We start from the raw sequence: 24,159 nt of genomic DNA, 5'->3' as shown, positions 1-24,159 counted from the left end.
TAACCGAAACACTATTTAGCAAGTTTTTCCGTGAGTGTTGGTGTTTGGCTCTCGGTTGGGGAAAACAGCGCGGTGATTTGGTCTAAATCATCGATTCGGTGTAGTTCGACAGGAAGGTTGCCACTGTTTAAGCCAAAAACTAGTACGCCATCTTCAGTCAGTTTCATGCTTTTAATACGATTGTAGGCAATAAATGCATTCGCAAAGAAAAAACCTTCGGGCTTAAATAACATTTTTGGTGGGCGAATATACGCCAGATAAATTGCCACAAGTGCAACGGTTGCAAGCAAATAGGTGGTGAAAGTGGTGCCACCTGTGGTGATGTTCTGATAGAGCAAAATACCAATTAGAGCGACAAAAATAAGGCAATCGAGGCGGGTTTTTCTCAATAGCTGAACGCGTAGTATTGTTTTCCCTCGGCGTCTAGGCATGATGAATTCATCATAAATGGCATAAGCGAGCATTAACACGATACAACCTAATAAGACCCAATCCGTTAATGACATAACATCCTCACTTCGTCGTTTTATCTATGATTAACCGGGACAAATGCCCCGGCTAATTTAAGAGTTTATTACAGACCCAACAGGCCAATCCAGTAACCAATGATCCCAATGACAAAGAATCCTAAGATGATTACCAATGGGTTGACGTTTTTACGCATCAGCCACATACAACCTAAGGTCAGTAGCAATGGAACAAGTCCTGGCATCAACTGATCAAGAATCGATTGAACTGTTGTGACATGGGTACCACCGGTTTGGTCTTTAACTGTGGAGACCACGAGCGGAATATTTACGTGAGTCCATTTGTTGACCAATGCCCCCATGACAAAGAGCCCAAGAATCGATGCCCCCTCAGTCAGTTTTTGTAAGAAGCCACCGCTTACGTCCTGAACAATTGCCACCCCTTTTTGATAACCATAAGCCACCCCGTAATAGCGAACTAACAGACGGCATAGGTTAAACAAGAAGAAGAACAAAATAGGACCTAACAGACTGCCACTCATTGCAATCCCAGCACCTAAGGCACCAAATACTGGTCGCATGGTTCCCCAGAACACAGGGTCGCCCACACCAGCGAATGGCCCCATCAACCCAACTTTAATCCCGTTGATTGCAGCATCGTCAATTTCTTTGGCACCATTGGCGCGTTGTTCTTCCATCGCCATGGTTACACCTAAAACAGGTGCTGCTACATAAGGGTGAGTGTTAAAGAACTCAAGGTGGCGGCGAATAGCCTGTTTGCGTTCTTCATTATTTTCCGGATAAAGGCGGCGAATCATTGGCACAACGGAGAAACAAAATCCTAGTGCCTGCATCCGTTCAAAGTTCCAGGAACCCTGGAAGAGGTTTGAACGCAGAAATACCCCGAAAATATCCGATTTGGTAATTTTTTTCTGTTTATTATCAACCATGATCCAATGCTCCTGTTAATCCAATTCGTTATCTAAATCTTCATCACCTTGACTCTGAACAACTTGTCCAGGGACACGGTTATATTTAGGGTGTAACTGAATGTATACGATAGCCATCACTACGCCTAACACACCCAGAGCAACCAAGTTGAAGTTTGTAAAGGCTGCAACCACAAAGCCTAAATAGAAAAATGGCATCAGGTAACCGGCGCGCATCATGTTGATGACCATGCCATAACCAACAACAACGATCATGCCACCTGCGATGGTTAAACCATTGGTAACCACTTCAGGAATAGCATCCAACATGGCGTGAACACTTTCAGTTCCAACAGTCACCGCAACAATCGTTGCAGGGATTGCGATACGCATTGCTTGCAAAATCAAAGCGCCGCAGTGCAACCAGCTAATGGCGCTCAAGTTGCCGTTATCAGCGGCTTTATCGGCTGCGTGCTGGAAGCCCACTGTGATGGTACGAACAATAATTGTCAGAACTTGGCCTGCTGCTGCTAGTGGAATTGCCAGAGCAATACCGGCACCAACACTTTGTCCGCCAGCGACGACCAGAATGGTTGAAATAACCGAAGCAAGCGCTGCATCAGGTGCAACCGCAGCCCCAATATTCATCCAGCCTAGTGCGATCATCTGCAATGTACCACCGATGATAATCCCGGTTTTCATATCCCCCAGAACTAACCCGATTAAGGTACAAGCAACCAATGGTTGGTGAAATTGAAATTCGTCTAGAATCGAGCTAAACCCGGCCAGACAGGCGATAATAAATACTAAAATAATTTGTAATGTGGTGATTTCCATGAAATCTCTCCTTAGACATTAAGGAACATAAACCCTTCACAATTGCCCGTTATCAGGCAATTTTTTTGATAAGGTCCATCATGTTCAGTCTGCTGTCTGTTGCGACTTTACGAACCTCTAATTCAATTCCTTTTTTATCTAGTTCTTTAAAGGATTCGATATCTTTTTCATCAACAGAAACGGCATTGTTTACCTGCGTTTTACCCGTTTTAAATGCCATCCCGCCGATGTTTACTGATGGAATTTCAACGCCACCTTCAACTAGTGAGAGGACATCTGTTGGATTAGTAAATAGCAGCATGACTTTGTCGTGAGCATATTTAGGGTTGTCGTAAACACGAATTGCTTTGGCAACATCAACCACATGTGCTGTTACCCCTGGAGGTGCAACTTGTTTTAACAATGTTGATCGCACTGTATCTTTAGCGACCTCATCGCTCACCACAATAATCCGGTTTACACCCGTTTCTTTGGTCCAACGAGTGGCAACCTGACCATGGATCAGTCGGTCATCAATACGTGCTAACCCAATTTTCATATGTCCACCTGGACCTGCTGCCGCTGGTGCAGCTTTAGGCGCTGGTTTAGGAGCTGGAGTTTTTTCTTCTAATTTTGTTTTAAAGGCTTTGACACCACCGCTGCCTGCTTCCAGAGCGACTTCAATCAGCTCTTTTAGTGAAGGGTCATCATCACGGGTCATAAATGTTTCTGTTAACATCGGAATGTTAACGCCAGTGATGACATCATAATCGTCATGTTCGTTGGCAAGACGCGTCGCAGCATTAAACGGACTGCCTCCCCAAGTATCCACTAAAAATAAAACGCCTTTTTCAGTGTCTAACTCGGACAGACAAACTTTATATTTTTCTACCAGTGTTTCGGCATTCTCACCGGGTTTAAACTCGATGAAGGCCACGTTTTGCTGATCACCGATTAACATTTCTGCATTTCGCAGAAGAGGTTCGGCGGCTGCGCCATGAGTGCCGATAATGATCGCTATACTCACGCTTATTCCCTCATTTATTTGATGGTCTTATAAATAGCAAGTTTGACAAAAAATATTGTGAACCAGTCTTTTCGGTTCATTCTTGTTTTCTTACTACCTTTGCTCGTTGCAGTTTCACGATAGCGATAGTTGACAATAAAAAATGTGATTGTAGGCATTTATTGAAAGAACAATAGGTTGGCGTAAAAATACCGAGAATTTTCAACCAAACCTGTTGGCGCGCGGGTTTCGTACGATTTTTATTCAAGATGAAATATTATTGTTACAATTTGTTACAAAACAGGGGATTGAAATAGGACGCAATTTACATAGCTAGTTTCTACATATCATCTATCAATCTGCTTAAATCTAAGTCAGATAATGGCCTATGCCAATTGATTAGAATTTAAATTTAATCCTCAGAAAAAATCTCAGATTTACAAAATTAGTTGTAAAAAAAAGAGGGCTAGATGAAATCATCTATTAAGTTGCTATTTTTTCAGTTTTTATAAATTTTGTATTTGATAAGCAGAGCAATCGGTCATCATCATTGATTAAATTACGGATGATAATGATTCTTAATTGCTTTTGCGGAGCGAATTGCTTATGCTCTGATTTTGAGTTGTGAAGTTGTGTTGGTTATGGATAGTGATTGGCTGAAATTACAGCAAACCGTGGCACAAATTTGCCCCTATCTAGAGACTGTCGATGATATTCTCGCGCCGAGCGCGGATGCCTCTGCGTTTATTGCTTTGTATGAACGCGTTGTCAGGCAATATCCTGAAGCGGGCGCGGCATTTGCTAAAACCAGATTGTATGGGTTATTATTCTGGCAGCCATTTTTTCTGGCGTTTATCAGCATTTATGCAACGGATAAACTGGTTCGACTCAAAGATCTTAAGCAATACACTCAACCTCTGTTTGTCAAAGGGGTCGGTATTGTAAAACCTGAATTTATTAGCGCTGACAAAGAGTCCCTCATTCATTTCGCGGTCCGTGACATTCAGCGATTATCTGAGCACTATATTGAGCAGATTGGTCCTCAATATCTTCCTCGAGAGCGAATGATGCGGCGATTATTATGTGATCAGTTGCTTGGCTGTTTCGTTCATCTGGAACCGTTGTGGTTAAACTACAGTATTAACTATCGCCTTGAGCAAGCGAGTTTGTGGTTAGATGCTTTTGGGTTTAAGCAGCAGGCCCTTAATCAGTTAAGTTTTCAAGACCATCAACTGGCAATGGTTCGAGATACATGTTGTCTGGCCTATAAATGTCAGGGGCGACAATATTGTCGCAATTGTCCATTATCCAAAAAGCCGCAGCAGACGCTCAGCCGAAGCCATCACGCGAAGTTGTCATAATCATTTTCTATATTTACTCTAACGGCTTAAATACTGATATGAGATTGTGATGAAACGCAGCGCTGAATTTCAGCTTATTTATACCCAACCGATTGAAACATCGTTATTCCAAACAAATCTTTTGGAGCCTGTTGCACTTTTCTGTGAGTTATTTGATGGCGCTAAGCAGCACATTGATATTGCCCAGTTTTACCTGTGTTGTCAGGCGCAAAGTGCATTTGAGCGCATCATTGATGCGCTCGTGCGAGCCAGCGAACGCCACGTAAAAATTCGTATTTTGCTGGCAAAGCAAGGCTTGGCACTTTCAACCGCTACTGTGCTTGAGCAATTAGCGGCGCTGCGCGGTGTTGAGATCCAATTGATCGACTATCAGCAGATAAGTGGCGGAATCATGCATGCTAAATATGTGGTTGTGGATGGTCAGTGTGCAACATTGGGCAGTCATAATTTTGATTGGCGAGCGATGCATCATATTCACGAATTGAGTATATTGATTCGTCATAAAGATATTGTGGAACAATTGCAGGCAATTTTTGATTTTGACTGGCATGCGCAGCTTCTTCAATCACAAAATGTTCCAGTATTGGCGCTAAATCATTATCCCATCTTTGCTAGTAATTTTAACGCTGCAACATTGCTGGCAAGCCCTAATGAATACAACCCAGCGATGGTTGCAGATTCTCAGCACGCTCTTGTACAAATTATAGATAATGCCCAAAGGCTTGTTCGTATCATGGTTATGAAATATCTGCCGTTGGGCCAGCCTTCTTCGAGCCAAAGATTTTATCCTGTTATCGATAATGCACTTCGAAAAGCGGCACAAAGAGGTGTTGATATAGAGCTGTTGGTATCCAATTGGTATCGCGGGGAAGAGCAGATGCAATATGTTAAAAGCCTTGCGATATTGGCAAATGTCACGATTAAAGTCATTACAATCCCACAAGCCGTTGAAGGTTTTATCGCTTATGCTCGAGTATTACATTCTAAAGCCATGAGTGTTGATTCAAAACTGGCGTGGATTGGCACAAGCAATTGGGAAGGTGGCTACTTGGATAATTCGCGAAATGTTGAACTGGTCCTGCCTGATTCGACCATCGTCTCACAAGTAGAGGCAATTCATCAGCAGCTTTGGCATAGCCCCTATGCCGAGTGTGTTGATTTAAACCGTCACTATGAAGCTGTCGACCCTAGTTCGCCATCATTTTCAATGTGATATTCAGCGCCATATAGAGGCAGCGGCTGCGCCAAACGCTCAATTAAAAAGCTGGGTTTTAAGTTGTAGCTGACTAAGTCTTCAATGGCGACCCAGCGAAATATCACATCAACATCGCTCTCAATACCGTGAAAGTCATGTTCGGGGGTAAACTCAGGAGAGCAGATTGGATTGACTTGGAAAAAGGTTGAAAGCTCATGGTAGTGGACATCTTTAAATGTGAAAAAACTTTCAACATAAAAACAAAGAGGGCCGACATCACTTTCCCAACCTAGCTCTTCTCGAACTTCGCGACGAATGGTTGATTGGGTATCTTCAAACAACTCAACCCGACCTCCAGGCAGAGACCAAAAATCATCATCAGCTTTACGTTGAATGAGTACATGCTCGCGTTCAATAATGATTGCTACTGCGCGAAAGTTAAATTTATTTTGTCCAAATTGGTAACTAATCATAAGGTTGCCGACAGACTGTTAAATTTACCGATAGTGTGATGTGATTTATCCGATTGCTATGATGAGTCTATAAGATTATAAATTATCAGAACAGTCTAAAAATAAAATAGAGCCGATAAATGCACAAAAAGATTTTTATCGGCCCTATTCTCAATGATAGAACAGTGTAGTTTTATAATTTAATCGTAAATTCTCCCTCTGGAAGGGCGCTTAAAATGAGCCCTTCGCTAGAATCTTCAACTGTCAGGTATGATGCATGACTCAGCGTAAAAATATTGCGCAGGCAAATCGAGCAATTCTGGCTGATGCCAGCGCTTTCAAAGGTTATTTCACTGCCGCGGCGATAGGCTGTTAATCGAAACACCTCATGACCTTCTAGGTCGTAAATAACTGAGCTGGCTTGATGTTGTTCTTCAAGTTCAAATAGCGAAAACTGGGTGCCGTCGGCATAATTATAATCAGGTCGTTGGTCATTATTACCTAGCGCTAATAATGTGTTGGGTTTGACATAGACTGGCATACTTAATACGTCATGATTTTGCTGTTGCCAGTGGCCACCACTGAGCTGTTTGTTATTGAATAATTGGGTCCACTTCCCATGGGGTAAATAAAAACGCACATCTCCACGTTCATTAAATACAGGCGCGACTAACAGCGAATCGCCGAACATATATTGTTGATCAAGATACTCGCATGCAGGATCAAGCGGAAAATCTAATAACATGGCTCGCATCATCGGCGTTCCTGTTTGCTGTGCATTGACGGCCATCGCGTATAAATAAGGCATCAAGCGACATTTCCACTGGGTGAAATAGCGCAGAACATCGCAGGCTTGTTCATCAAAATTCCATGGCACACGATAGGAACTACTTCCGTGCAGGCGACTATGGCTAGAGAACAACCCAAATGCACACCAGCGTTTATACACATGAGCTGGCGCTGTCTCTTCAAATCCGCCGATATCGTGACTCCAGTAACCAAATCCGGATAAACCTAAAGAGAGCCCTCCGCGTAGACTTTCTGCCATTGACTCATAGGTTGCATAGCTATCGCCACCCCAATGAACGGGATATTGCTGAGATCCTACCGTTGCACTGCGAGCAAATACAGCGGCCTGTCCTTTGCCTAGTTTCTCTTCTAAAACTTCATAAACCAGTTGGTTATAAAGTAGAGCATAATAGTTATGCATTCGTTTGGGATTGGCTTGGTTATGCCATTGCACATCGGTTGGTATGCGCTCGCCAAAGTCTGTTTTAAAGCAATCTACACCCATATCTACGAGCCTACGTAGATGATCCTGATACCAGTTCACCGCCTGTGGATTCGTAAAATCAACAATAGCTTGACCGGCTTGCCATTTGTCCCATTGCCAAATAGAGCCATCTGGGCGTTTGAGTAGATAACCATTGGCTTTGCCTTGAGCAAATAATGGGGACTTCTGGCCAATATAAGGATTGATCCAAACGCATAAATGTAGCCCCTTATCATGCAATCTGGCGAGCATCGCTTTGGGATCAGGAAATGTATCTGGGTCCCATTGAAAATCGCACCATTGAAACGGTTTCATCCAGAAACAGTCAAAATGAAAAACATGCAATGGTAACTGTCGCTCTGCCATTCCATCGATGAATTGATTGACCGTCTGCTCATCATAATTGGTGGTAAATGAAGTGGTTAGCCATAAGCCAAAAGTCCAAGCTGGTGGTAGAGCAGGGCGTCCTGTTAATCGGGTATAACGATTTAACACTTCTTTTGGCATTGGGCCATCAATTAGATAAAACTCGAGACGTTCTCCTTCGGTGCTAAATTGCATTTTCGAAACTTTTTCAGATGCAACTTCAAACGAGACAGACTGAGGCTCATTAACAAACACGCCATAGCCACGATTGGTTAGATAAAATGGAATATTTTTATACGCTTGTTCCGTACTGGTTCCGCCATCTCGGTTCCACGTATCAACAACCTGACCGTTTTTAACCAAAGCACTAAAACGCTCGCCTAATCCATACACTGTTTCCCCGACACCTAAATCAAGACGGCTGAACATGTAAGGCTGGTTAGTATTTTGGTCGATAAGATAGCCGCTATTTTTAGCGCTGCTGCCCGTGAGTTTGAGCTGCTGGTGAAAGAATTGAATATCCCAAAGACCTTTAGTTGGCAGTTTAACGCTGAGCTCACCACTGGTGAGGTAGGCAAACTCATTATCAATGGTGCAATCAGCGACAAAGTGTTCATCGGTATTGAGCTTAAAATTAGGGAACTGCTCGGTATCGCCATCAAAGTGAACCATTGAAACACGAATAATACCCGCTTGAGGGGAAGCTATTTCAATGGTAAAGAGCGAGGTATCAAGTTGATTGGTACGAAAACTGGTATCTTTGGGCGCTACATAGGCAACCAGCGAATTATCCGTTTTTTGTACATCAAATACATACAAAAATGGAATGAGCTGTAAGTTTGGCTGTAATAACCAGTTACCATCACTAATTTTCATAATACATCCTTACATACTGGCATGAGTTTATTTGGCGATTGTTGGAGATTGCTCAATTAAGTGGTCATCCACATCTGTTTTAATCGCAGCTTTATCGAGTTCGGCTAATATTTTGTTTAACACGGGCGTTCTTAATGTATAGAAACGGTGACCAATCCAGGCACTAAGCAGATAACAGACTCCTGGTAAAATCGTAAATAGAGCGATAATGCTGGTCATCGTTGTTGATGACTGTGTTGGTGCTTTAGGAATATAGCCTGCTCCTGCTAAAATCCAGCCAATCATCGCACCTCCCAATGCCAGCCCAAGTTTTAGTACGAATAAGGTTCCAGCAAAGCTTACGCCAGTGAGCCGTTTGCCGTATTTCCATTCACCATAATCAACAGTATCTGACATCATCACCCATTGAATTGGCGTGATCATCTGATGGAAAAAGCCGATTAAGAAGATCATGACGAACATAATTAATTCTGCTCGCATGGGTAAAAAGAACATGGCGAAACTTAAAATAGCGAGAATGAAATTAGCGCCGTTAAAGATGGAAATTTTTTCTTTCCAATCGGATGCTTTTTTAGCGAGGGCACTGCCAATTAAGTTGCCTACTGAATAGGTTGCAAGGAACCAAGCGAAAATGCTGGGGTGATCCATAATATAGGTGACGTAATACATCATCGCTCCGCCACGAACGGCCACCGCCATAATATTTAAAATGGTTAGAACACCCACCACGCGCCATTGATCATTACGGATTATATCGCGCAGGTCGTCTCTCATTTTGCCAGGTTTAGCGCCAGCGTCTGTAACGCGCTCGCGAGTCGTTGCAAATGAGATAATAAACATGATGGCCGCCACCGTTGCTAAAATAGCAATGGCTCCTTGAAACCCTGCGCTTTGGTTTCCTTTTCCGACCCAATTCACCAGCGGCATCATTAATACAGTAGAGAGCATGCCACCTGCTGTTGAAAGGACAAATCGATAAGATTGCAAAGAGATGCGCTGTTTCGGATTGGCTGTGATTACGCCACCAAGTGCGCAATAGGGAATATTCACCAATGTATATAACAAAATCAGCGCAACGTAAGTGACTGTCGCATAGATCATCTTCCCGCTCATTGAGAGCGCTGGCGAGGTGTAAGTGAGCACACAAACAATGGCAAACGGAATTGCACCAAACAACATATAGGGGCGAAATTTACCCCAGCGCGTTTTGGTGCGATCGGCAATGAGCCCCATTGTTGGGTCTGATACCGCATCTATCACTCTGGCGACTAAAAACATTGTGCCAACAAATCCTGCTGATATTCCAAAGATGTCCGTGTAGAAAAACATCATGTACATCATGAGATTGTCGAACACGATATGGCTGGCTGCATCACCAAGGCCATAGCCTACTTTTTCATTAAAGGATAGTTTGGAGGAGTCCATAACCGATGTTCCTATAAGTGTTTTTTTACTTTTTAAACGGTTGATAGATTCTTCTCTATTGATTTTTTTGATTCGAGATTTATGTTTTTTTACTTTTGTGATCGACACTAAATTTGACAGTTTTATCTTTTGCTTTTCGTAAAAAGGTGAAGTGGCTCACTTAACCTATCTTATATGTAACACGGCAAGAGATATTTTAAATTGCTCGGTAAGTTTTGATAAAAACACAGCTTGCTTTATTAATATAAAAATCAATTAATATTTGAGTATGAAAATATTACTTTAGATAGCTTATTGGTTGTTTTTTAGCCGCATGCGAGGCTATCATGCTATGAGTTGACTTAGTTGCCATTTTTTATAAAAATATGGCATGACTGTGAAAATTATATAAAGACGATTAGTATTCATATACTAGATTCTTTTCCTAATTAAAAATAAAATAAATCAATAAGTTAAAATGGTTTTTAACTTGTAACAAGCTGTAGGGATGCTGTAAGAATTATGGTTAATCTAGACTCTGATTCCCTGATTGGCGAGGGAAATAATCGCTATTGTTATGCTCATCCGACTGATTTTGATAAAGTCATTAAAATAAAGAAGAAGCGTAAGCACCGAGACGATCCTAATTTATTAGAATATATTTATTTAAAAAAAATATTCGCGAATGATTTTCGTCATATGATACATATTGCTCCATGCTTTGGATGGGTTGATACATCAAAAGGTGCAGGGTTAATGTTTCAACGGATCTATAATTATGATTCAAGTACTTCTAAGTCTTTATCCGAAGTTATTCATAATAAGTTATTACCTAAATCGGTATTAGACAAAATAGTTGCCGATTTAAGAAAGTTTGTATTTAAAGAACACATCTTATTTTACGATGCTAATTGCAGTAATGTACTAGTCCAAGAAGTTTCTAAAAATCATTATCGATTAGTGATTATCGATGGGATTGGTGCACGTAAGAATGGATTTAAATACTGGTTCCGACGTCATTTTTCTCGCATTAGCATGGTAAAGGTGCGTCATGAATGGGATAGCTTCATGCAGGAATACCACTCAGTATTGTCAGGTGAGACTCCAGTACTAGCTTCATCAACACACTAATACGGTTACATTATATATCTTGATTCAATAGCTCTTTTCTAATGAAGAGCTATTTTATTCTCTTCATTGTATATTTATTAATATCTAGTCTTTTGAATTTATAGCTAAGCTATCAATTTCTTATTGACTAAAAATAAGTCTATTATTGAGTGATAATATATCCAAATTGTTTTAAAAATGTTAAATCAATAAATAATCTTGAGTTCATTCATTCAAATTTATAACTATTAATTTATACTTTAAGCGATATTGTATGAGCTGTAATTATTTTAAAAATTGAATATATAATTTGTATCTTACAAAGGAATCATCGTGATGAATAACCGATGGCAGAGCTGTCTGCTAGGGCTGGGAAGTGTTCTGAGCCTAGCGGCTCCACTTGCTTATGCTTCAGGGGCCCAAGATAGTTGTCAAAATCTTCAGCATATTAAATTACCTGGTTTAACGATTACCCAAGCTCAATGGGAAAAAGCAGGGCCATTACCCGCAGATCCAAACTCTTATCTAACTGGCGCATCGGGCGAGCATCAGGTATTGCCAAAACATTGTCTAGTTCGAGGTGAATTATTTCCATATAAAGGTGTTGATAACAAACGCTATGCCACGCGCTTTGAGGTTCGTTTGCCTGTGCATTGGAATCACAGCTTTCTCTTTCAAGGTGGTGGTGGTATGGACGGCTTTTTGGCGCCTGCGCTGGGAAGTATTCCGGCTCATCAGTCAACGGCCAAAGCTGCTTTAGTTCGTGGATTTGCGGTTGCAAGCATGGACGGCGGTCATATTGGGCGCGATGCGAGCTTTGGATTTGACCAACAGGCGCGGATTAATTATGCCTATCAGTCCATCGGCGAAGTAACCACGGCAGCTAAAACGATTATCCGAACCTTCTATTCGCATTCATTAACGCACTCAATTTTCATGGGATGTTCTAACGGTGGACGAGAAGCGATGGTCGCCGCTCAGCGTTTTCCAACCCAATTTGATGGTGTTGTGATTGGCGATCCAGGGTTTCATTTAAGTGCTGCTTCTATCGGTGAAGCGTGGGATTCCCAGCAACTTATGTCCATTGCACCGAAAAATAAAGCGGGGCAAAAAATTCTAGCGAATGCGCTGACTCCAAGCGATCTGAAACTCTTGAGCCAATCAATTCTCAATAAATGTGATGCGCTAGATGGTATTAAAGATGGACTTATTAATAATTTTCAACAGTGCCATTACAATCCGGCTGTTTTAACTTGTAAAAATGGTCAAACCAGCCATTGCTTAGCACCAGCAAAAGTAAACGTTATTAAAGCTATATTCAAAGGTGTACATAACTCTCAAGGAAAGGCTTTATATAGCAGCTGGCCTTATGATGCTGGGGTGAGTGCTTCAGGTTGGCGGCTTTGGAAATTAGGTACTTCGCAAACCGCGAAACCTAATGCGCTGAACATTACCTTAGGTGGTGACTCTTTGCCACATTACTTTATGACGCCTCCTGTTAAAAACTACAGCTCTTTAGATTTTAATTTTGATAAAGATCCTGCGCGATTAGCTCAAACGGCGGCAATCAATGATATGACCTCTACCTTTTTGAGCACATTCTTTGCTCGAGGTGGCAAAATGATTATTTTCCAAGGGGTGTCAGATCCGGTTTTCTCCGCTGATGATATCGCCGCTTGGTATAACTCGCTGGTTAAAGACAGCAGTCATGGTAACTTGGCTAAAACGCAGCAATCGGCAAGATTGTTTATGATCCCAGGCATGACGCACTGTGGTGGTGGCCCGGCTTTAGATAATATCGACCCTTTAACATCCATGCAGACATGGCTAAACAAAGGCAAAGCGCCTGCGATTATTCCCGCTCATGGTGTGGATCAATTAAAAGGAAAATCCCAGCCTTTATGCCCATATCCAGCATATGCTCGTTATATCAAAGGTAATCCTGATAAAATCACGAGTTATCAGTGTGTTGAACCTCAATTATAATCACTTGTCCTAAATAACAGAACAGGTTTAAACCAGCTACGGATGTGGCTGGTTTTTTATTATGAGTCATCTATTGAAAGCCTTATGAATGGGCTTATGAGACTTGACAATTTTGTATATTGGCATCATCTCTACCGTGCTCTTTCACATGATAAAGAGCTTGGTCGGCTCGTTCGAGTGTTGAGCGTATTGGCTCATCAGCTTGATACTGACTAACTCCTAAACTTGCTGTTTGTTGGCCTGCCGGAGCAAAATCACTTTGACGAATCACCTCAAGCAGTTCCTTAGCGATACGGTAAGCTTGATGTAAGGTAGTTTGCGGTAAGATGATGAGGAACTCTTCTCCGCCCACCCGGCCAATATAGTCTGAATGGCGCAAATTACTCTTTAAAATTTTCGAAAAATGCTTCAAAACCTGATCGCCAACTATATGCCCAAAAGTGTCATTGACCCGTTTAAAGTGATCAATATCGAGCATTATGATGGATAACGGCGAGTTATAACGATTAGTTCGCTCACTTTCATGTAACAGTAACTCCGTTATCTTTTTGTGATTCCATAATTTAGTCAGGCTATCAACATTCGATAGATGAATAAGAGCACGCTGCTGCATAAATATGACATGATAAACCTGTTCCATAATCAATGCGGCCACGATGCCAAACGCAAACGCAGAAAGAACCCAAAGCCAGTGCATGGAAAATAGCGGGATCATTTTTCCATAGAAGTACCATGGCAGCACAATTTCAAAACTGATACAGATAAGTGCTGATACTGTCGCAGGTATAAAATTGAGTCCCGAGATAGCAAATATCCAAATAATAGTTAAATAGGTCTCAGGAACAAATCGCGGATACGAGAGCAGTCCAGCATCCAGATAGATATTGACTGCGACTGCACAGGCCGGGGCGATTAATAAGAGTAGTTGCATTGGACGATAAAAACGTTCATGCATGCTTATCAGTGCCGCCGCTAACATAGTCAGTGGAATAACGATTCCATGGCTCACTATCCTTAGTTGTTCATAGGGAAGATGTTGCTGAACTTCTAATAGTGTATAAAGCCAGTATAAAACAGCGGTAACAACCGAACTATAGCGGATCTGCAGCATCTTGGCTTGCAAGTACCATTTTTTAAAATCATCCTGAAAAATGGGAAGTTTGATGTTTAACCAGCGAGATGAAAGAATCATTGATTAGTCGATATCCCTTTAATCAAATAATAATGATATGGCTGCTATATGTTCCATTCTAACCACTAATCAAATTATTTAATATAGTAAATAAGAATATTTAATAATTAGTCATCTATTTGATAAATAAGGTAGTAATCGAGCTTTCTTGTTTGAAAAGTTATTTGTTAATAAGCTAAGGCTAACTTATTAGAACTTATTTTTCGTTATTGATAAATTAGTACCAAGTACACATGCTTAATTTTTAGTTAGAGTTGATAAGTAATTTGTATTAAGAGTTGTGAGTGCTAATCATTTGTTGTGGGCAGTGCGTAAACTTCGTTATTTATGATAATCAGAGCATGCTTTGATACATGCTCTGATTGATATTTCTAGCCAAATTTTTTGGTAAATTTATTGCCCGCAATTGCGCCAAGTACCATCACAACCAAGAAAATCCAGCCTGACAGAGAGAAGTTAGCAATAGGCGTGTACAGTGCGCCAACGTTACAGCCATTGGCCAGACGAGTTCCAAGTCCTAGGCTCAATCCTGCTATTACCAGCATAATGACTTCACGCCAGCTCAGTTGCAGACGAATAACGCTTTTACCAAAGCGGCCCGATAGTAGTAAAGAAATCACCGAACCAATTAAAATGCCAAGGTTTTGGACACTCACTGAATGTGAGAAAAATGGCATAGTAAATACTTTCTCTGGACGATGAGTGAAAGCTGCAACACTAGCTGGATCAATTCCAAATGCGATTAACAAGCGGCCAAACCAAAATCCAAATGGCGATGATGCGCCCCAGCCTGAACCGGTCACTCCCATTAATAAACTAAATAGTACGACGATGACGGTAATCCCGGTAAATGCTGACCACCGCCGGATAAAGAGTGCCTCATAAGTTGCAAAGCTAAATAATGGATGTTCAGCGCTGTTAAATGGTTTTTGAGCGAGCTGTTCATGCTCAGATTCAACACCAATATAGGTATTTTTATTGCGCCGAGCTTGTTCGTAGCGATGCGATATCCAGATGACAATCCCGGCAAATAGCGCAGTTAATAAGATTGCGCCTAAGTAACCATGGAGCGGATCGCCAGAAAATAGGTCGGGTAGATAAACACCGCGACCTGCATAAGTGGACGTTGAGACGACTGTCTGTTTAATCCAGCTCTGTGTTGCCTGAAGTGGAAAGCCAAGAAAGACCCCCATACCAAAGAAAAATAGTACGATGAGTGGTCTTGCTAAGTTACTGGAAAAATAAGACATCACCCCAGTTGCGCAGCAGCTACCAATTGACATCCCAAACCCAAATAACAATCCGCCAACGAGTAGCCCAATATTAATTGGGTTTACCCAAAGATGCATCTGCAGCGGGTTTTGGCCATATAAAAATGCAGTTGATGCGATAGCGGTTAGCGTAAATAGAACCATCAAAGCGCGCATCAGTCGGGTCGAACCATAGCGATAGGCTCGGTTGACACTCCCGGCAAATCCCAAGGAAGCGCGGGATAACGCGTAACCTAGACCAAGGCCTACCACCAGACGGAAAAATATGGTTGATGTTAGCTCCGTTGCTCCCAGTAGTAATACGAGAGCGAGCAGGATAAAACCTGCAATATATTCTTTACTGTTTATTTTCATATAACTAATTCAAATATAAGTCTGTGGGATTTTAATAACTTTTAATAAATATATGGAAGGGATAGTAAAGATTAAAGAATATATCTCAAACAGATATTGATATTGTTTTGTTATAATATAGATAAATTTAAGTTGATAACTTAATCGTCAATTAAATAGTTAAAGTTATTGCTCACAAATTAATGCGTAACTAGCTGTTATAAATAATTAAAAGTTAATTACTTAAAAAATACTTTTATATGCTAAGTATTTAAATGAAAGATAAAAAAGAAGCCATGTTCGGCTTCTTTCTTGTCATTTATATAAGAAGAACTTACTCGTAAAGATCGTAGGCGCCTTCAATGGCATGAATTAAGGCAACAATTAATGTGTTATAAGGGGTTGGAACGCCATATTGCTTCGCTTGCTCAACAATGGCGCCATTAATGGCATCAATCTCCATTTTCACCCGGTGTTTGCGGTCTTGATACATGGATGAATAACCATCACCTGCTTTTACACAGACCTCTTTCACCATATTGAGTGCTTCTCGGCGATCAAAATAGGTCCCATCAGCTTCAGCGACTTCAATCGCTTCATAAACCAGGCGTTTGGCAAAATCCCAAGCGCTATCATTTTTAATCATATAGCCAATGGGCGTCATGGTGATGGCCGTAAATGTATTGACGGATAAATTGACTAACAATTTGCTCCAGATAATACGCTGAATGTCATCGGCTACGCTGACTTCAAATCCGGCTTGAGTCAGTACATTCGATACTTTCGCAATAATATGGTTGGCATCGTGATTGCTCCCGATATTGGTGACACCACTGCCGGAGTGATCAACGCTGCCGTTACCCAGATTAACCGCATTGTGTTTACTAGTGCCAATAATGACATTTTCAGCAGCGACATATTTCGATATTTTTCGGTCATTCCCAGCGCCATTTTGTAGTGTCATCACAATGGTTGAATCTTTAAACAAGTCATTGTTTTGCTCTAAGGCTTGTTCGGTGTAGGTTGATTTTACAAAGACAATCACCAAGTCTACCGCTTCTTGACATTGCCCTGAGAGAAATGCAGAAACATTGGGGTAGTTTTGCTGGCTGTCATCTTCTTCGGTGAGCGTGATGCCATTGTGGTTGATCGCATCAACCTGAGCTTTTAGGGCATCAATCATATAAACATCGTGAAACTGGCTTAGATAAGCCCCATACAGACACCCCATAGCACCTGCACCAATGACCGCAATTTTCATGTGTTCTCCTTGCGCGAGACAAATGCCAAACCATTTTGCTGATGAGTTGGCCGCAATATTTGGGGCATTATACTTAGGCTTTATCGACACTCAAACAACAATAGAAATAGATGATAGGCTCGGCTGAGTTCAATGATGATTTTGCCTTCATCTGATTGAAAAAGCCGAGTCACAGTTTCTTAAATAGAGTCAATACAAGCCGTTTTTACTCCATAACCCGAATTGCATGATAAGCCTCGTGTACTGCATCTAAAATGCGTCGAGACGATACGGCATCGCCTACGACGCTAAGTGAGTCAACCTTATCTTCTAGCTCATCGACAAGTGAATTATTGGCTCGATAACCTGCCGCGATAATGACTGTATCGCAGCTGATTTCAAAGCGTTGCCCCTCTTTTTCGTAGATGACACAATCGGGCGTAATATGGGTCACGGATGCATCAGCAACGATTTTTATCTGGCGTTCGCTGAGTAGATCCCGCAGAGATAAATCGTTATTTTTGCAGTGTTGAACCGTTGCTAAAATATCGCCAAGGCGTTCAATTATCGTGACTTCTTCGGCTCTCTCTTGCATAAACGCGGCTGTTTCACAGCCCACTAAACCGCCGCCAATCACCACAACTTTTTTACCACACTGTTTTTTTCCAGTCAGGTAATCATCAGCAACAAAGGCGTGCTCAATCCCTGCTATCGGTGGAACAATGCTTTTTGATCCGGTAGCGAGGATGACTTTGTCATAGTGACCGGCGATAATCTCTTGAGCTGTCGGTGCTTTATGAAAATGCACTGGAATTTGCAATTGTTCGATACGATGTTGCATATAACGGATAAGTTTTAATACATCGTGTTTGAAGCTTGGATAACCCGCTGCATGCAAGTTCCCTCCAAGCTGGCCAGATTTCTCCCAAATTTCAACGCTAAATCCTCGCTCACTCGCTGCTATCGCCGCTTCCATGCCACCTGGGCCTGCTCCGACGACTAAAACTTTGCGCGTTTGGTCAGCTTTGCTCAATTGGTAATCTTTTTCGGCGTAGCATAATGGATTGACTGCGCAATAATAATGTTTGCCGCTAAAACCACTGAGCAAACATTCGTTACAGCCAATACAAGGTACAATATCTTCGCTTAAACCTGCTTTGGCTTTTTTAGCCCAGTGTGGGTCGGCTAAAAGCTGGTGGCCCAATCCAACATAATCAACCCAGCCATTGTCCAATGCTGATTCGGCAAGTTCCGGTGTGTTGAGTTTGCCTTGGCCGATAACCGCAATGTTCACCGCCTGTTTTACGGCTTGGGTGATTTTCATTTGGTGGGCGTCTTTTTCGTAGACTGTCGAGATCGCTTTGTACCATTTTTCATAGCATCCAACATCGATATGCAAAGCATCGACCTCTGGCTCAAATATTTTCGCCATGGCGATCCCTTCCTCAAGTTCTCGTCCGCCTTCGATGCCGTGATAAGCGGTATATTTCATGATGATTGGAAATTCACTCCCACAGGCTTGGCGAATTGCCGCAATCGTTTCTAATGAGAACCGCAGTCGATTTTCTAAACTGCCACCGTATTGGTCATCGCGATGATTCCATAACGATGAATGAAATTGATCCATCAAATACCCACCATATCCGTGGATTTCTATCGCATCGGCACCAGCGGCTTTTGCAAGCGTTGCTGAATAGGCCATCCGCTCTTCTAAATAATGGATGTCATCGACGCTTAGCTCTCGACACTTGAGCTCTGGAAACCAGAACGAATGAGTGCCTGCACTTGCTGAAAATGGTGGATTAAATGGGTCACAATAGACCATTCGTCCCAGTCCTGGCGTGAGCTGTACGCAGACTTTGGCCCCGTAGTGATGGCAGCGTTCAATCATGACCGCTAGATTTTCAACTTGGTGGAATTCTGAGAGTTCGTTCTCTGGGCGCTGTTCATATTTTGTGGTGACAATATTGGCACCTGTAATAATCAACCCAGTTCCGCCTTTCGCTCGCTCTTCAAAGTAGTTGATCGCATTAGGGCTATAGCTGCCATCTGGCAGCGGTTTAGTCCCCATTGGGGCCATGACAACGCGGTTTTTCAGCTTCATCTGGCCGATGGCTCCTTTACTAAAGAGTTTCATCACACGCTCCTAATTTATACTTTACCTGGGTAAAGTATAAATTTACTAAGGAAAAATTAATTTTGATCACAAGCATAAGGATGAGCTTTTTTAACTAAAAAGTGCTCATGATGGGATGAGGATCTCCTTGTAAGCTGGTATAACTGGCTGGTCTTAAAGGAACTTGTAAAGTCATGCCAAAATCTCAATCGTTAACGAAACTTTCGACAAAAGAGCGAATTACCCAAGCTGCCTATGCCTTATTCAAGGCGCGAGGCTATGAACAAGTTAAAGTGAACGATATATGTAAAGAATGCCAAATCACTAAAACTGGGTTTTACTATCATTTTGATTCGAAACAGAGCTTGTTAAGCCATTTTTATCAAGAGGTTATCGAGCGTATTAATCAAAGGGCGTTATCGTTTGTTTTAGCTGAAAATTATTGGCAGCAACTGCAAGTTGTTTACGACGAGCTGATCGATGCGAGCATGGAACTTGGCGCAGATCTTTGCAGTCAACTGTTGATGATGAATTTAAAAAGTGATCAGGGTTCGTTTGATTTCAACCCAGCATTGGCCACGTTAACGACAGCGATTATAAAAAAAGCACAACAAGCGGGGCAGATCCGCAATCGTGCTGATGCCCATGAGTTATTTGAAGCTGCAGCATTTGCGTTTTTAGGGTGCGAAGTGACTTGGTGCATTAAAAAGGAAAAGTTTTCGCGCCGAGCGATTTTCTATCAAAATCTAGAACTACTTTTTGATATAGAGCCGTCACTAAGAAGCCAACAACGGCATTTAGCATTAAATGAACAAGTTCAATAATCTTTGAACAAACAACGAAAGTGAGGCGCCTCACCTTCGTGTCTGCGGGGTAAGTTTTAATCCATCGTCAAAACGATTTTCCCGACATTTAACCCATCTTCCATGCGTTGATGAGCGTGACTTGCATCTTCAAGAGCAAATACACTGTCAATGACTGGGTTTAGCCCGTCGTTGCCAAAGCGAGAAAGCCAGTGTTCTTTAAAGCGTTTTGACATCTGCTGTTTAACATCCTGAGAGCGTGATTTCATCACGGTCCCTTTAATTTGCAGATGATGATAAAGAACCCGGTCTAATGGTATTTTAGCGTTTTCAACACCACCCATAATGCCAATTTGAATCAGCCGCCCACCAAAATTAAGGCTATTTATATTGCGCTCAAAATAAGGTGCGCCAATAAAATCGAGAATAAGATCCACGCCTTGTTTATCAGTGAGTTTAGCGATGACTTGGGCAAAGTCTTGTTGCTCGTAATCAATCGCATAATCGGCTCCAAGTTGATGAACAAGCCCATGCGCAGATTGCTTGGCGGTTGTAAAAACGGTTGCCCCGGTTGCTCGAGCTAACTGAACTGCCGCGCCACCAACACCGCCAGCACCTGCATGAATGAGGACGGTTTCATCAGCCTTTAATTGCCCCAGATGAATAAGTGCTTCATGGGCGGTGACAAAAACTTCTGTAATTGCAGCACCTTGAATGTAATCCATCTGTTCGGGAATAGGCATTGCCATGCGATAGTCGATGCGCGCTTGTTCAGCATAAGCGCCACCGCCCACAATTCCCATCACTCGGTCGCCAATTGCATAGCCAGTTACTTTTTCGCCCATCGCAATGACATCACCGGCAATCTCAAGCCCCATGATGGTTGAATCGCCAAAATCTGGTCGGCCATAGCCACCTCGGCGATGGGTTAAATCCGCTCTGTTTACGCCTGCGGCTCGGGTTTTTACTAACAAGTCATGCGGGCGCAGTTCAGGAGCTGCGACTTCTGTAATTTTAAGAACGTCTGGTGTTCCAAATTGGTCAAAGTTAATTGCTTTCATGATCTTTTCCTTCAAAGTTTTAAACTGTTTGTTGTGGCTCTTTTGCGGTTCAGCGCGTTATAACAAGTCTGGCGTTAGCATATGCAGACGCCGTAATGGCAGCAGGAAAACCGGCATAGAATGCCAAATGGGTGATCACTGCACTGATCTGCTCTTGAGTTAGTCCATTTTCTAAGCCTCGTCTAAGATGCGCTGGCAACTCATTGGAATGGTTCAGCGCGATTAAACAGGCGATGGTGATCAAACTGCGATCGCGCGGTGCAAGTGCTGGATCTGCCCAGACATCGCTATATAGCGGCTGTTCAACAAAGTCAGCTAACTTCGGTGTAAATGCTCTGGCTGCTGCTCGAGGACTCGTAAAATCAATCGGTTTCATAATTTGATTCCTTAAATTTTGGGTAAAGATAATGAATTTAGATTTGGCTAATGAACTTATTGGTTAGGTAGTGACCGATACCTTCACTACCACCTTCTGAACCATGTCCGCTTTCTTTCATGCCACCGAAAGGTAGCTCGGTGGCGACAATGCGATATTGATTGATGCCGATCATGCCGGCTTCTAAGCCATCGCCGACATCCAGCGCAGTACGAGCATTACTCGTAAATGCGTATGCGGACAGGGCGTACGGGAGGCGATTGGCTTCGGCGAGGCCATCTGCAATGGTGTTAAAAGGTCGCAGTACGGCGATGGGGCCGAATGGTTCCTCACTCATAATGCGTGCACTCATGGGAACATCACATAACACGGTCGGTTCGAAGAAATATCCAGGACCGTTCATTGGATGTCCGCCAGTGAGTAAGGTTGCGCCGTGTTCCAAAGCATCGGCAACCAGCTCTTTCATTTTGTCCAACTGGCGTTGATTGGCCAGTGGCCCCACTTGGGTTTGCGCATCTAAACCATCACCGACCGTGAGCTGCTTTGTGGCATCGACAAATTGTTTGGTAAATTGCTGATAAGCACCTTGCTCAATTAAAAAGCGGGTGGATGAGATACACACTTGCCCTGTCCCGCGAAAGCGGTTGGCCGCGCCGCCTTTTGCTGCGGCTGTAATATCAGCGTCTTCAAATACCAAGACCGGGCCATGTCCACCGAGTTCTAAAGTGATAGGTTTTACACCAGCTGCTGCTCGTTGTGATAGCAATCGACCGACCGGAACAGAGCCTGTAAAGGCAACTTTTCGAATAATAGGGGAGGCGATGAGTTTTTCTGAAACCATATCGGGAATACCAAATACAATTTGTAAAACCCCTTTGGGTAGCCCTGCATCATCCAAGCAGCGAGCAAGGGCCAAGGCGGTCGCCGGGCTTTCTTCACCTGGTTTAAGGATGACGCTACATCCTGCGGCTAACGCGGCTGAGAGTTTGCGTGCCGGAGTGATAGCGGGAAAGTTCCATGGTGTAAATGCTGCAACTGGGCCAATGGGCTGGCGTTTGACTAGTTGTTGTACACCAGGACGATTAGCTGGTACAACGCGCCCTTCAATGCGGCGTGCTTCACCTGCAAACCACTCAAAGTATTCGGCGGCTCGAAGCACTTCATCGCGGCTTTCATGAAGTGGTTTACCTTCTTCTAATGTCATCATTGTGGCGATGTGTTCTGCTCGCTCGCTCATCAATTGGGCGGCAGTGATTAAAACTTTAGCCCGTTGCGCTGGCGGAGTTTTTCGCCAAATCTCAAAACTGTCCTTGGCACATTGAAGAGCAAGTTCGAGGTCGGCTTTGTTGGCTAGAGGCACACGTCCGATAACTTTCTCTGTGGCAGGGTTTATGACGGCTGCAGTATCGCGCTCTTCGGCAGGTAACCATTGGCCGTTAATAAACAAATAAAGTGGGTCGTAGTGGTTGGTTTGCATAATTTTGTCCTCGCGTTGTTTGGCTTACATCACTAATTGCGTTGGGATGTATGTTAAGTTCGCGGGGCTTTGCTGATAAGATAGTTTCTACCCACAACAGTTATGCACGAAATGCACAGATGCAGTCTGAAAAATTTGCAGAGTTCTTAGGTGTCTTTGTCGATGTTGCTCGCGAACATAGCTTCTCGGGGGCTGCGCGACGACGTGGGCGTTCGCCTTCATCCATTGGTCGGCAAATCGATACGTTAGAAGCGTATCTTGAAACGCCCCTATTTTTGCGCTCGACTCGGCATTTAACACTCACTGATGCCGGGGAAACGTTACTGGTTCGTTCACGAGAGATACTCGATTCATTAGTCGATGTGCGCCAAGAGATTGCCTCGATGAAAGGGGATGTGTCAGGCATATTGCGATTGGCTTGTTATCCCACCTTCGGCAAACGCTATATCTTGCCTGTGATGGCTCAACTTGCTCGGCAATATCCTGAGTTAGATTTTCATTTAGACTTAACCGAGCGGCTAGCTGAACCCGTTGCCGATCGCCTTGATCTGGTGATTCGTATCGGGGATCTAGAAGATAGTACGTTGATTAGTAGCCGGATCGCTTTGCAAAAACGGGTATTGTGTGCCAGCGGTGACTACCTTGCTCAAGCCGGCATTCCACAAACGCGCGCTGAGCTAGAAAGCCATCGTTTAATTGATAAAATTCACGGTGCTGATTTGCTGCAATGGCAGCATGTTTTGGGCCATCAAGCGACTGTTGATGACCAGATGAGTGCTATTTTTGTCTGTGATGATTTTGAAGGAATGCGTCAGGCGGCAGTTGAAGGATTAGGCATCGCCTATTTGCCAGATTGGGTTGTAGGACCTGATATTCAAGCGGGGCATTTAACGCAAGTTTCCCCAAAATGGCTACCTCAAGAACCCCCAACAACTGGCATTTATGCTCTGCGAGCCCTTCGGCATCCACCTGCTCGAGTCACTGTTTTTCTCGATGCATTGCGAGCCTATATTGGTAATCCACCGCTTTGGTCGGTGGATGGGAACTAA

At 42.9% G+C, this 24,159-nt stretch carries 20 protein-coding genes; 6 read left to right on the top strand and 14 right to left on the bottom strand.

The features are described from left to right. Positions 1-11: 11 nt before the first annotated feature. From ABTQ23_RS12100 to manX, 4 genes are all read right to left on the bottom strand, one after another. On the bottom strand, positions 12-506 hold the full coding sequence (locus ABTQ23_RS12100) for a DUF986 family protein (RefSeq protein WP_408615991.1): 495 nt from the start codon (positions 504-506) through the stop codon (positions 12-14). 68 nt (positions 507-574) lie between these two features. After that, on the bottom strand, positions 575-1,417 hold the full coding sequence (locus ABTQ23_RS12095) for a PTS mannose transporter subunit IID (RefSeq protein ID WP_408615990.1): 843 nt from the start codon (positions 1,415-1,417) through the stop codon (positions 575-577). 15 nt (positions 1,418-1,432) lie between these two features. Next, positions 1,433-2,233, bottom strand: a complete 801-nt coding sequence (locus tag ABTQ23_RS12090; RefSeq protein ID WP_408615989.1) for a PTS mannose/fructose/sorbose transporter subunit IIC — start codon at positions 2,231-2,233, stop codon at positions 1,433-1,435. A 52-nt stretch (positions 2,234-2,285) separates the two neighbouring features. Beyond that, complete coding sequence (manX, locus tag ABTQ23_RS12085) at positions 2,286-3,239, bottom strand: PTS mannose transporter subunit IIAB (protein ID WP_408615988.1); 954 nt, start codon at positions 3,237-3,239, stop codon at positions 2,286-2,288. Positions 3,240-3,859: 620 nt separating this feature from the next. Between manX and ABTQ23_RS12080 the strand changes: the two genes are divergently transcribed. Further along, complete coding sequence (locus ABTQ23_RS12080) at positions 3,860-4,579, top strand: siderophore ferric iron reductase (RefSeq protein ID WP_408615987.1); 720 nt, start codon at positions 3,860-3,862, stop codon at positions 4,577-4,579. Positions 4,580-4,628: 49 nt separating this feature from the next. Then, positions 4,629-5,792 (top strand): phospholipase D-like domain-containing protein, encoded by a 1,164-nt coding sequence (locus ABTQ23_RS12075; protein ID WP_408615986.1) that lies wholly within the window; start codon positions 4,629-4,631, stop codon positions 5,790-5,792. Here ABTQ23_RS12075 and ABTQ23_RS12070 read toward each other — a convergent pair. The 3 genes from ABTQ23_RS12070 to ABTQ23_RS12060 all read right to left on the bottom strand — a co-directional run bounded on the left by ABTQ23_RS12070 (position 5,750) and on the right by ABTQ23_RS12060 (position 10,166). Next, positions 5,750-6,247 carry an NUDIX hydrolase gene (locus ABTQ23_RS12070; RefSeq protein ID WP_408615985.1) on the bottom strand — a complete coding sequence of 166 codons (498 nt, stop codon included), beginning with the start codon at positions 6,245-6,247 and terminating at the stop codon, positions 5,750-5,752. The genes ABTQ23_RS12075 and ABTQ23_RS12070 overlap by 43 nt on opposite strands. Before the next feature lie 172 nt (positions 6,248-6,419). Continuing rightward, positions 6,420-8,741: an alpha-xylosidase gene (gene yicI / locus ABTQ23_RS12065; protein WP_408615984.1), complete on the bottom strand. Its 2,322-nt coding sequence runs from the start codon at positions 8,739-8,741 to the stop codon at positions 6,420-6,422. A 27-nt stretch (positions 8,742-8,768) separates the two neighbouring features. Then, entirely contained in the window at positions 8,769-10,166 is a 1,398-nt protein-coding gene (locus ABTQ23_RS12060) for a glycoside-pentoside-hexuronide (GPH):cation symporter (protein WP_408615983.1), read from the bottom strand. Between the two features lie 501 nt (positions 10,167-10,667). Here ABTQ23_RS12060 and ABTQ23_RS12055 point away from each other — a divergent pair. Beyond that, entirely contained in the window at positions 10,668-11,276 is a 609-nt protein-coding gene (locus tag ABTQ23_RS12055; RefSeq protein WP_408615982.1) for a YrbL family protein, read from the top strand. A 315-nt stretch (positions 11,277-11,591) separates the two neighbouring features. Beyond that, the gene (locus tag ABTQ23_RS12050) at positions 11,592-13,241 is read left to right on the top strand and encodes a tannase/feruloyl esterase family alpha/beta hydrolase (RefSeq protein WP_408615981.1); all 1,650 of its coding nucleotides are present in this window, start codon (positions 11,592-11,594) and stop codon (positions 13,239-13,241) included. Between the two features lie 94 nt (positions 13,242-13,335). Here the strand turns inward: ABTQ23_RS12050 and ABTQ23_RS12045 are convergent, their stop codons facing one another. From ABTQ23_RS12045 to ABTQ23_RS12030, 4 genes are all read right to left on the bottom strand, one after another. Further along, complete coding sequence (locus ABTQ23_RS12045; RefSeq protein ID WP_408615980.1) at positions 13,336-14,433, bottom strand: GGDEF domain-containing protein; 1,098 nt, start codon at positions 14,431-14,433, stop codon at positions 13,336-13,338. 371 nt (positions 14,434-14,804) lie between these two features. Further along, positions 14,805-16,052 (bottom strand): YeeE/YedE family protein, encoded by a 1,248-nt coding sequence (locus tag ABTQ23_RS12040; RefSeq protein WP_408616043.1) that lies wholly within the window; start codon positions 16,050-16,052, stop codon positions 14,805-14,807. A gap of 319 nt (positions 16,053-16,371) precedes the next feature. Beyond that, positions 16,372-17,298 (bottom strand): ketopantoate reductase family protein, encoded by a 927-nt coding sequence (locus ABTQ23_RS12035; protein ID WP_408615979.1) that lies wholly within the window; start codon positions 17,296-17,298, stop codon positions 16,372-16,374. A gap of 205 nt (positions 17,299-17,503) precedes the next feature. Beyond that, positions 17,504-19,414, bottom strand: coding sequence for an oxidoreductase (locus ABTQ23_RS12030; RefSeq protein ID WP_408615978.1), 1,911 nt, complete (start codon positions 19,412-19,414; stop codon positions 17,504-17,506). Positions 19,415-19,587: 173 nt separating this feature from the next. Between ABTQ23_RS12030 and ABTQ23_RS12025 the strand changes: the two genes are divergently transcribed. Next, a complete protein-coding gene (locus ABTQ23_RS12025) occupies positions 19,588-20,217 on the top strand; it encodes a TetR/AcrR family transcriptional regulator (protein ID WP_408615977.1) in 630 nt (209 codons plus the stop codon). Between the two features lie 56 nt (positions 20,218-20,273). Here the strand turns inward: ABTQ23_RS12025 and ABTQ23_RS12020 are convergent, their stop codons facing one another. The 3 genes from ABTQ23_RS12020 to ABTQ23_RS12010 are packed head-to-tail and all read right to left on the bottom strand — an operon-like array spanning position 20,274 to position 23,110. Next, complete coding sequence (locus tag ABTQ23_RS12020) at positions 20,274-21,257, bottom strand: NAD(P)H-quinone oxidoreductase (RefSeq protein ID WP_408615976.1); 984 nt, start codon at positions 21,255-21,257, stop codon at positions 20,274-20,276. Positions 21,258-21,306: 49 nt separating this feature from the next. Beyond that, on the bottom strand, positions 21,307-21,633 hold the full coding sequence (locus ABTQ23_RS12015) for a carboxymuconolactone decarboxylase family protein (protein ID WP_408615975.1): 327 nt from the start codon (positions 21,631-21,633) through the stop codon (positions 21,307-21,309). A 37-nt stretch (positions 21,634-21,670) separates the two neighbouring features. Then, complete coding sequence (locus ABTQ23_RS12010; protein ID WP_408615974.1) at positions 21,671-23,110, bottom strand: NAD-dependent succinate-semialdehyde dehydrogenase; 1,440 nt, start codon at positions 23,108-23,110, stop codon at positions 21,671-21,673. A 119-nt stretch (positions 23,111-23,229) separates the two neighbouring features. On the opposite strand from ABTQ23_RS12010, the gene ABTQ23_RS12005 reads away from it, so the two are divergent. Continuing rightward, the gene (locus tag ABTQ23_RS12005) at positions 23,230-24,159 is read left to right on the top strand and encodes a LysR family transcriptional regulator (RefSeq protein ID WP_408616042.1); all 930 of its coding nucleotides are present in this window, start codon (positions 23,230-23,232) and stop codon (positions 24,157-24,159) included.

It is taken from the genome of Celerinatantimonas sediminis, assembly GCF_046054195.1.
Lineage (GTDB): Bacteria > Pseudomonadota > Gammaproteobacteria > Enterobacterales > Celerinatantimonadaceae > Celerinatantimonas.
The sequence above is the reverse complement of the archived record's forward strand: the minus strand, read 5'-3'. Positions and strand labels throughout refer to the sequence as shown.

Coding starts and splice junctions, on each gene's coding strand:
- ABTQ23_RS12060 (WP_408615983.1), bottom strand. CDS start 10,166: ATGGACTCCTCCAAACTATCCTTTAATGAAAAAGTAGGCTATGGCCTT.
- ABTQ23_RS12080 (WP_408615987.1), top strand. CDS start 3,860: ATGGATAGTGATTGGCTGAAATTACAGCAAACCGTGGCACAAATTTGC.
- ABTQ23_RS12070 (WP_408615985.1), bottom strand. CDS start 6,247: ATGATTAGTTACCAATTTGGACAAAATAAATTTAACTTTCGCGCAGTA.
- ABTQ23_RS12045 (WP_408615980.1), bottom strand. CDS start 14,433: ATGATTCTTTCATCTCGCTGGTTAAACATCAAACTTCCCATTTTTCAG.
- ABTQ23_RS12010 (WP_408615974.1), bottom strand. CDS start 23,110: ATGCAAACCAACCACTACGACCCACTTTATTTGTTTATTAACGGCCAA.
- ABTQ23_RS12095 (WP_408615990.1), bottom strand. CDS start 1,417: ATGGTTGATAATAAACAGAAAAAAATTACCAAATCGGATATTTTCGGG.
- ABTQ23_RS12005 (WP_408616042.1), top strand. CDS start 23,230: ATGCAGTCTGAAAAATTTGCAGAGTTCTTAGGTGTCTTTGTCGATGTT.
- ABTQ23_RS12055 (WP_408615982.1), top strand. CDS start 10,668: ATGGTTAATCTAGACTCTGATTCCCTGATTGGCGAGGGAAATAATCGC.
- ABTQ23_RS12035 (WP_408615979.1), bottom strand. CDS start 17,298: ATGAAAATTGCGGTCATTGGTGCAGGTGCTATGGGGTGTCTGTATGGG.
- ABTQ23_RS12025 (WP_408615977.1), top strand. CDS start 19,588: ATGCCAAAATCTCAATCGTTAACGAAACTTTCGACAAAAGAGCGAATT.
- ABTQ23_RS12030 (WP_408615978.1), bottom strand. CDS start 19,414: ATGAAACTCTTTAGTAAAGGAGCCATCGGCCAGATGAAGCTGAAAAAC.
- ABTQ23_RS12075 (WP_408615986.1), top strand. CDS start 4,629: ATGAAACGCAGCGCTGAATTTCAGCTTATTTATACCCAACCGATTGAA.
- ABTQ23_RS12090 (WP_408615989.1), bottom strand. CDS start 2,233: ATGGAAATCACCACATTACAAATTATTTTAGTATTTATTATCGCCTGT.
- ABTQ23_RS12050 (WP_408615981.1), top strand. CDS start 11,592: ATGAATAACCGATGGCAGAGCTGTCTGCTAGGGCTGGGAAGTGTTCTG.
- yicI (WP_408615984.1), bottom strand. CDS start 8,741: ATGAAAATTAGTGATGGTAACTGGTTATTACAGCCAAACTTACAGCTC.
- ABTQ23_RS12100 (WP_408615991.1), bottom strand. CDS start 506: ATGTCATTAACGGATTGGGTCTTATTAGGTTGTATCGTGTTAATGCTC.
- ABTQ23_RS12015 (WP_408615975.1), bottom strand. CDS start 21,633: ATGAAACCGATTGATTTTACGAGTCCTCGAGCAGCAGCCAGAGCATTT.
- ABTQ23_RS12020 (WP_408615976.1), bottom strand. CDS start 21,257: ATGAAAGCAATTAACTTTGACCAATTTGGAACACCAGACGTTCTTAAA.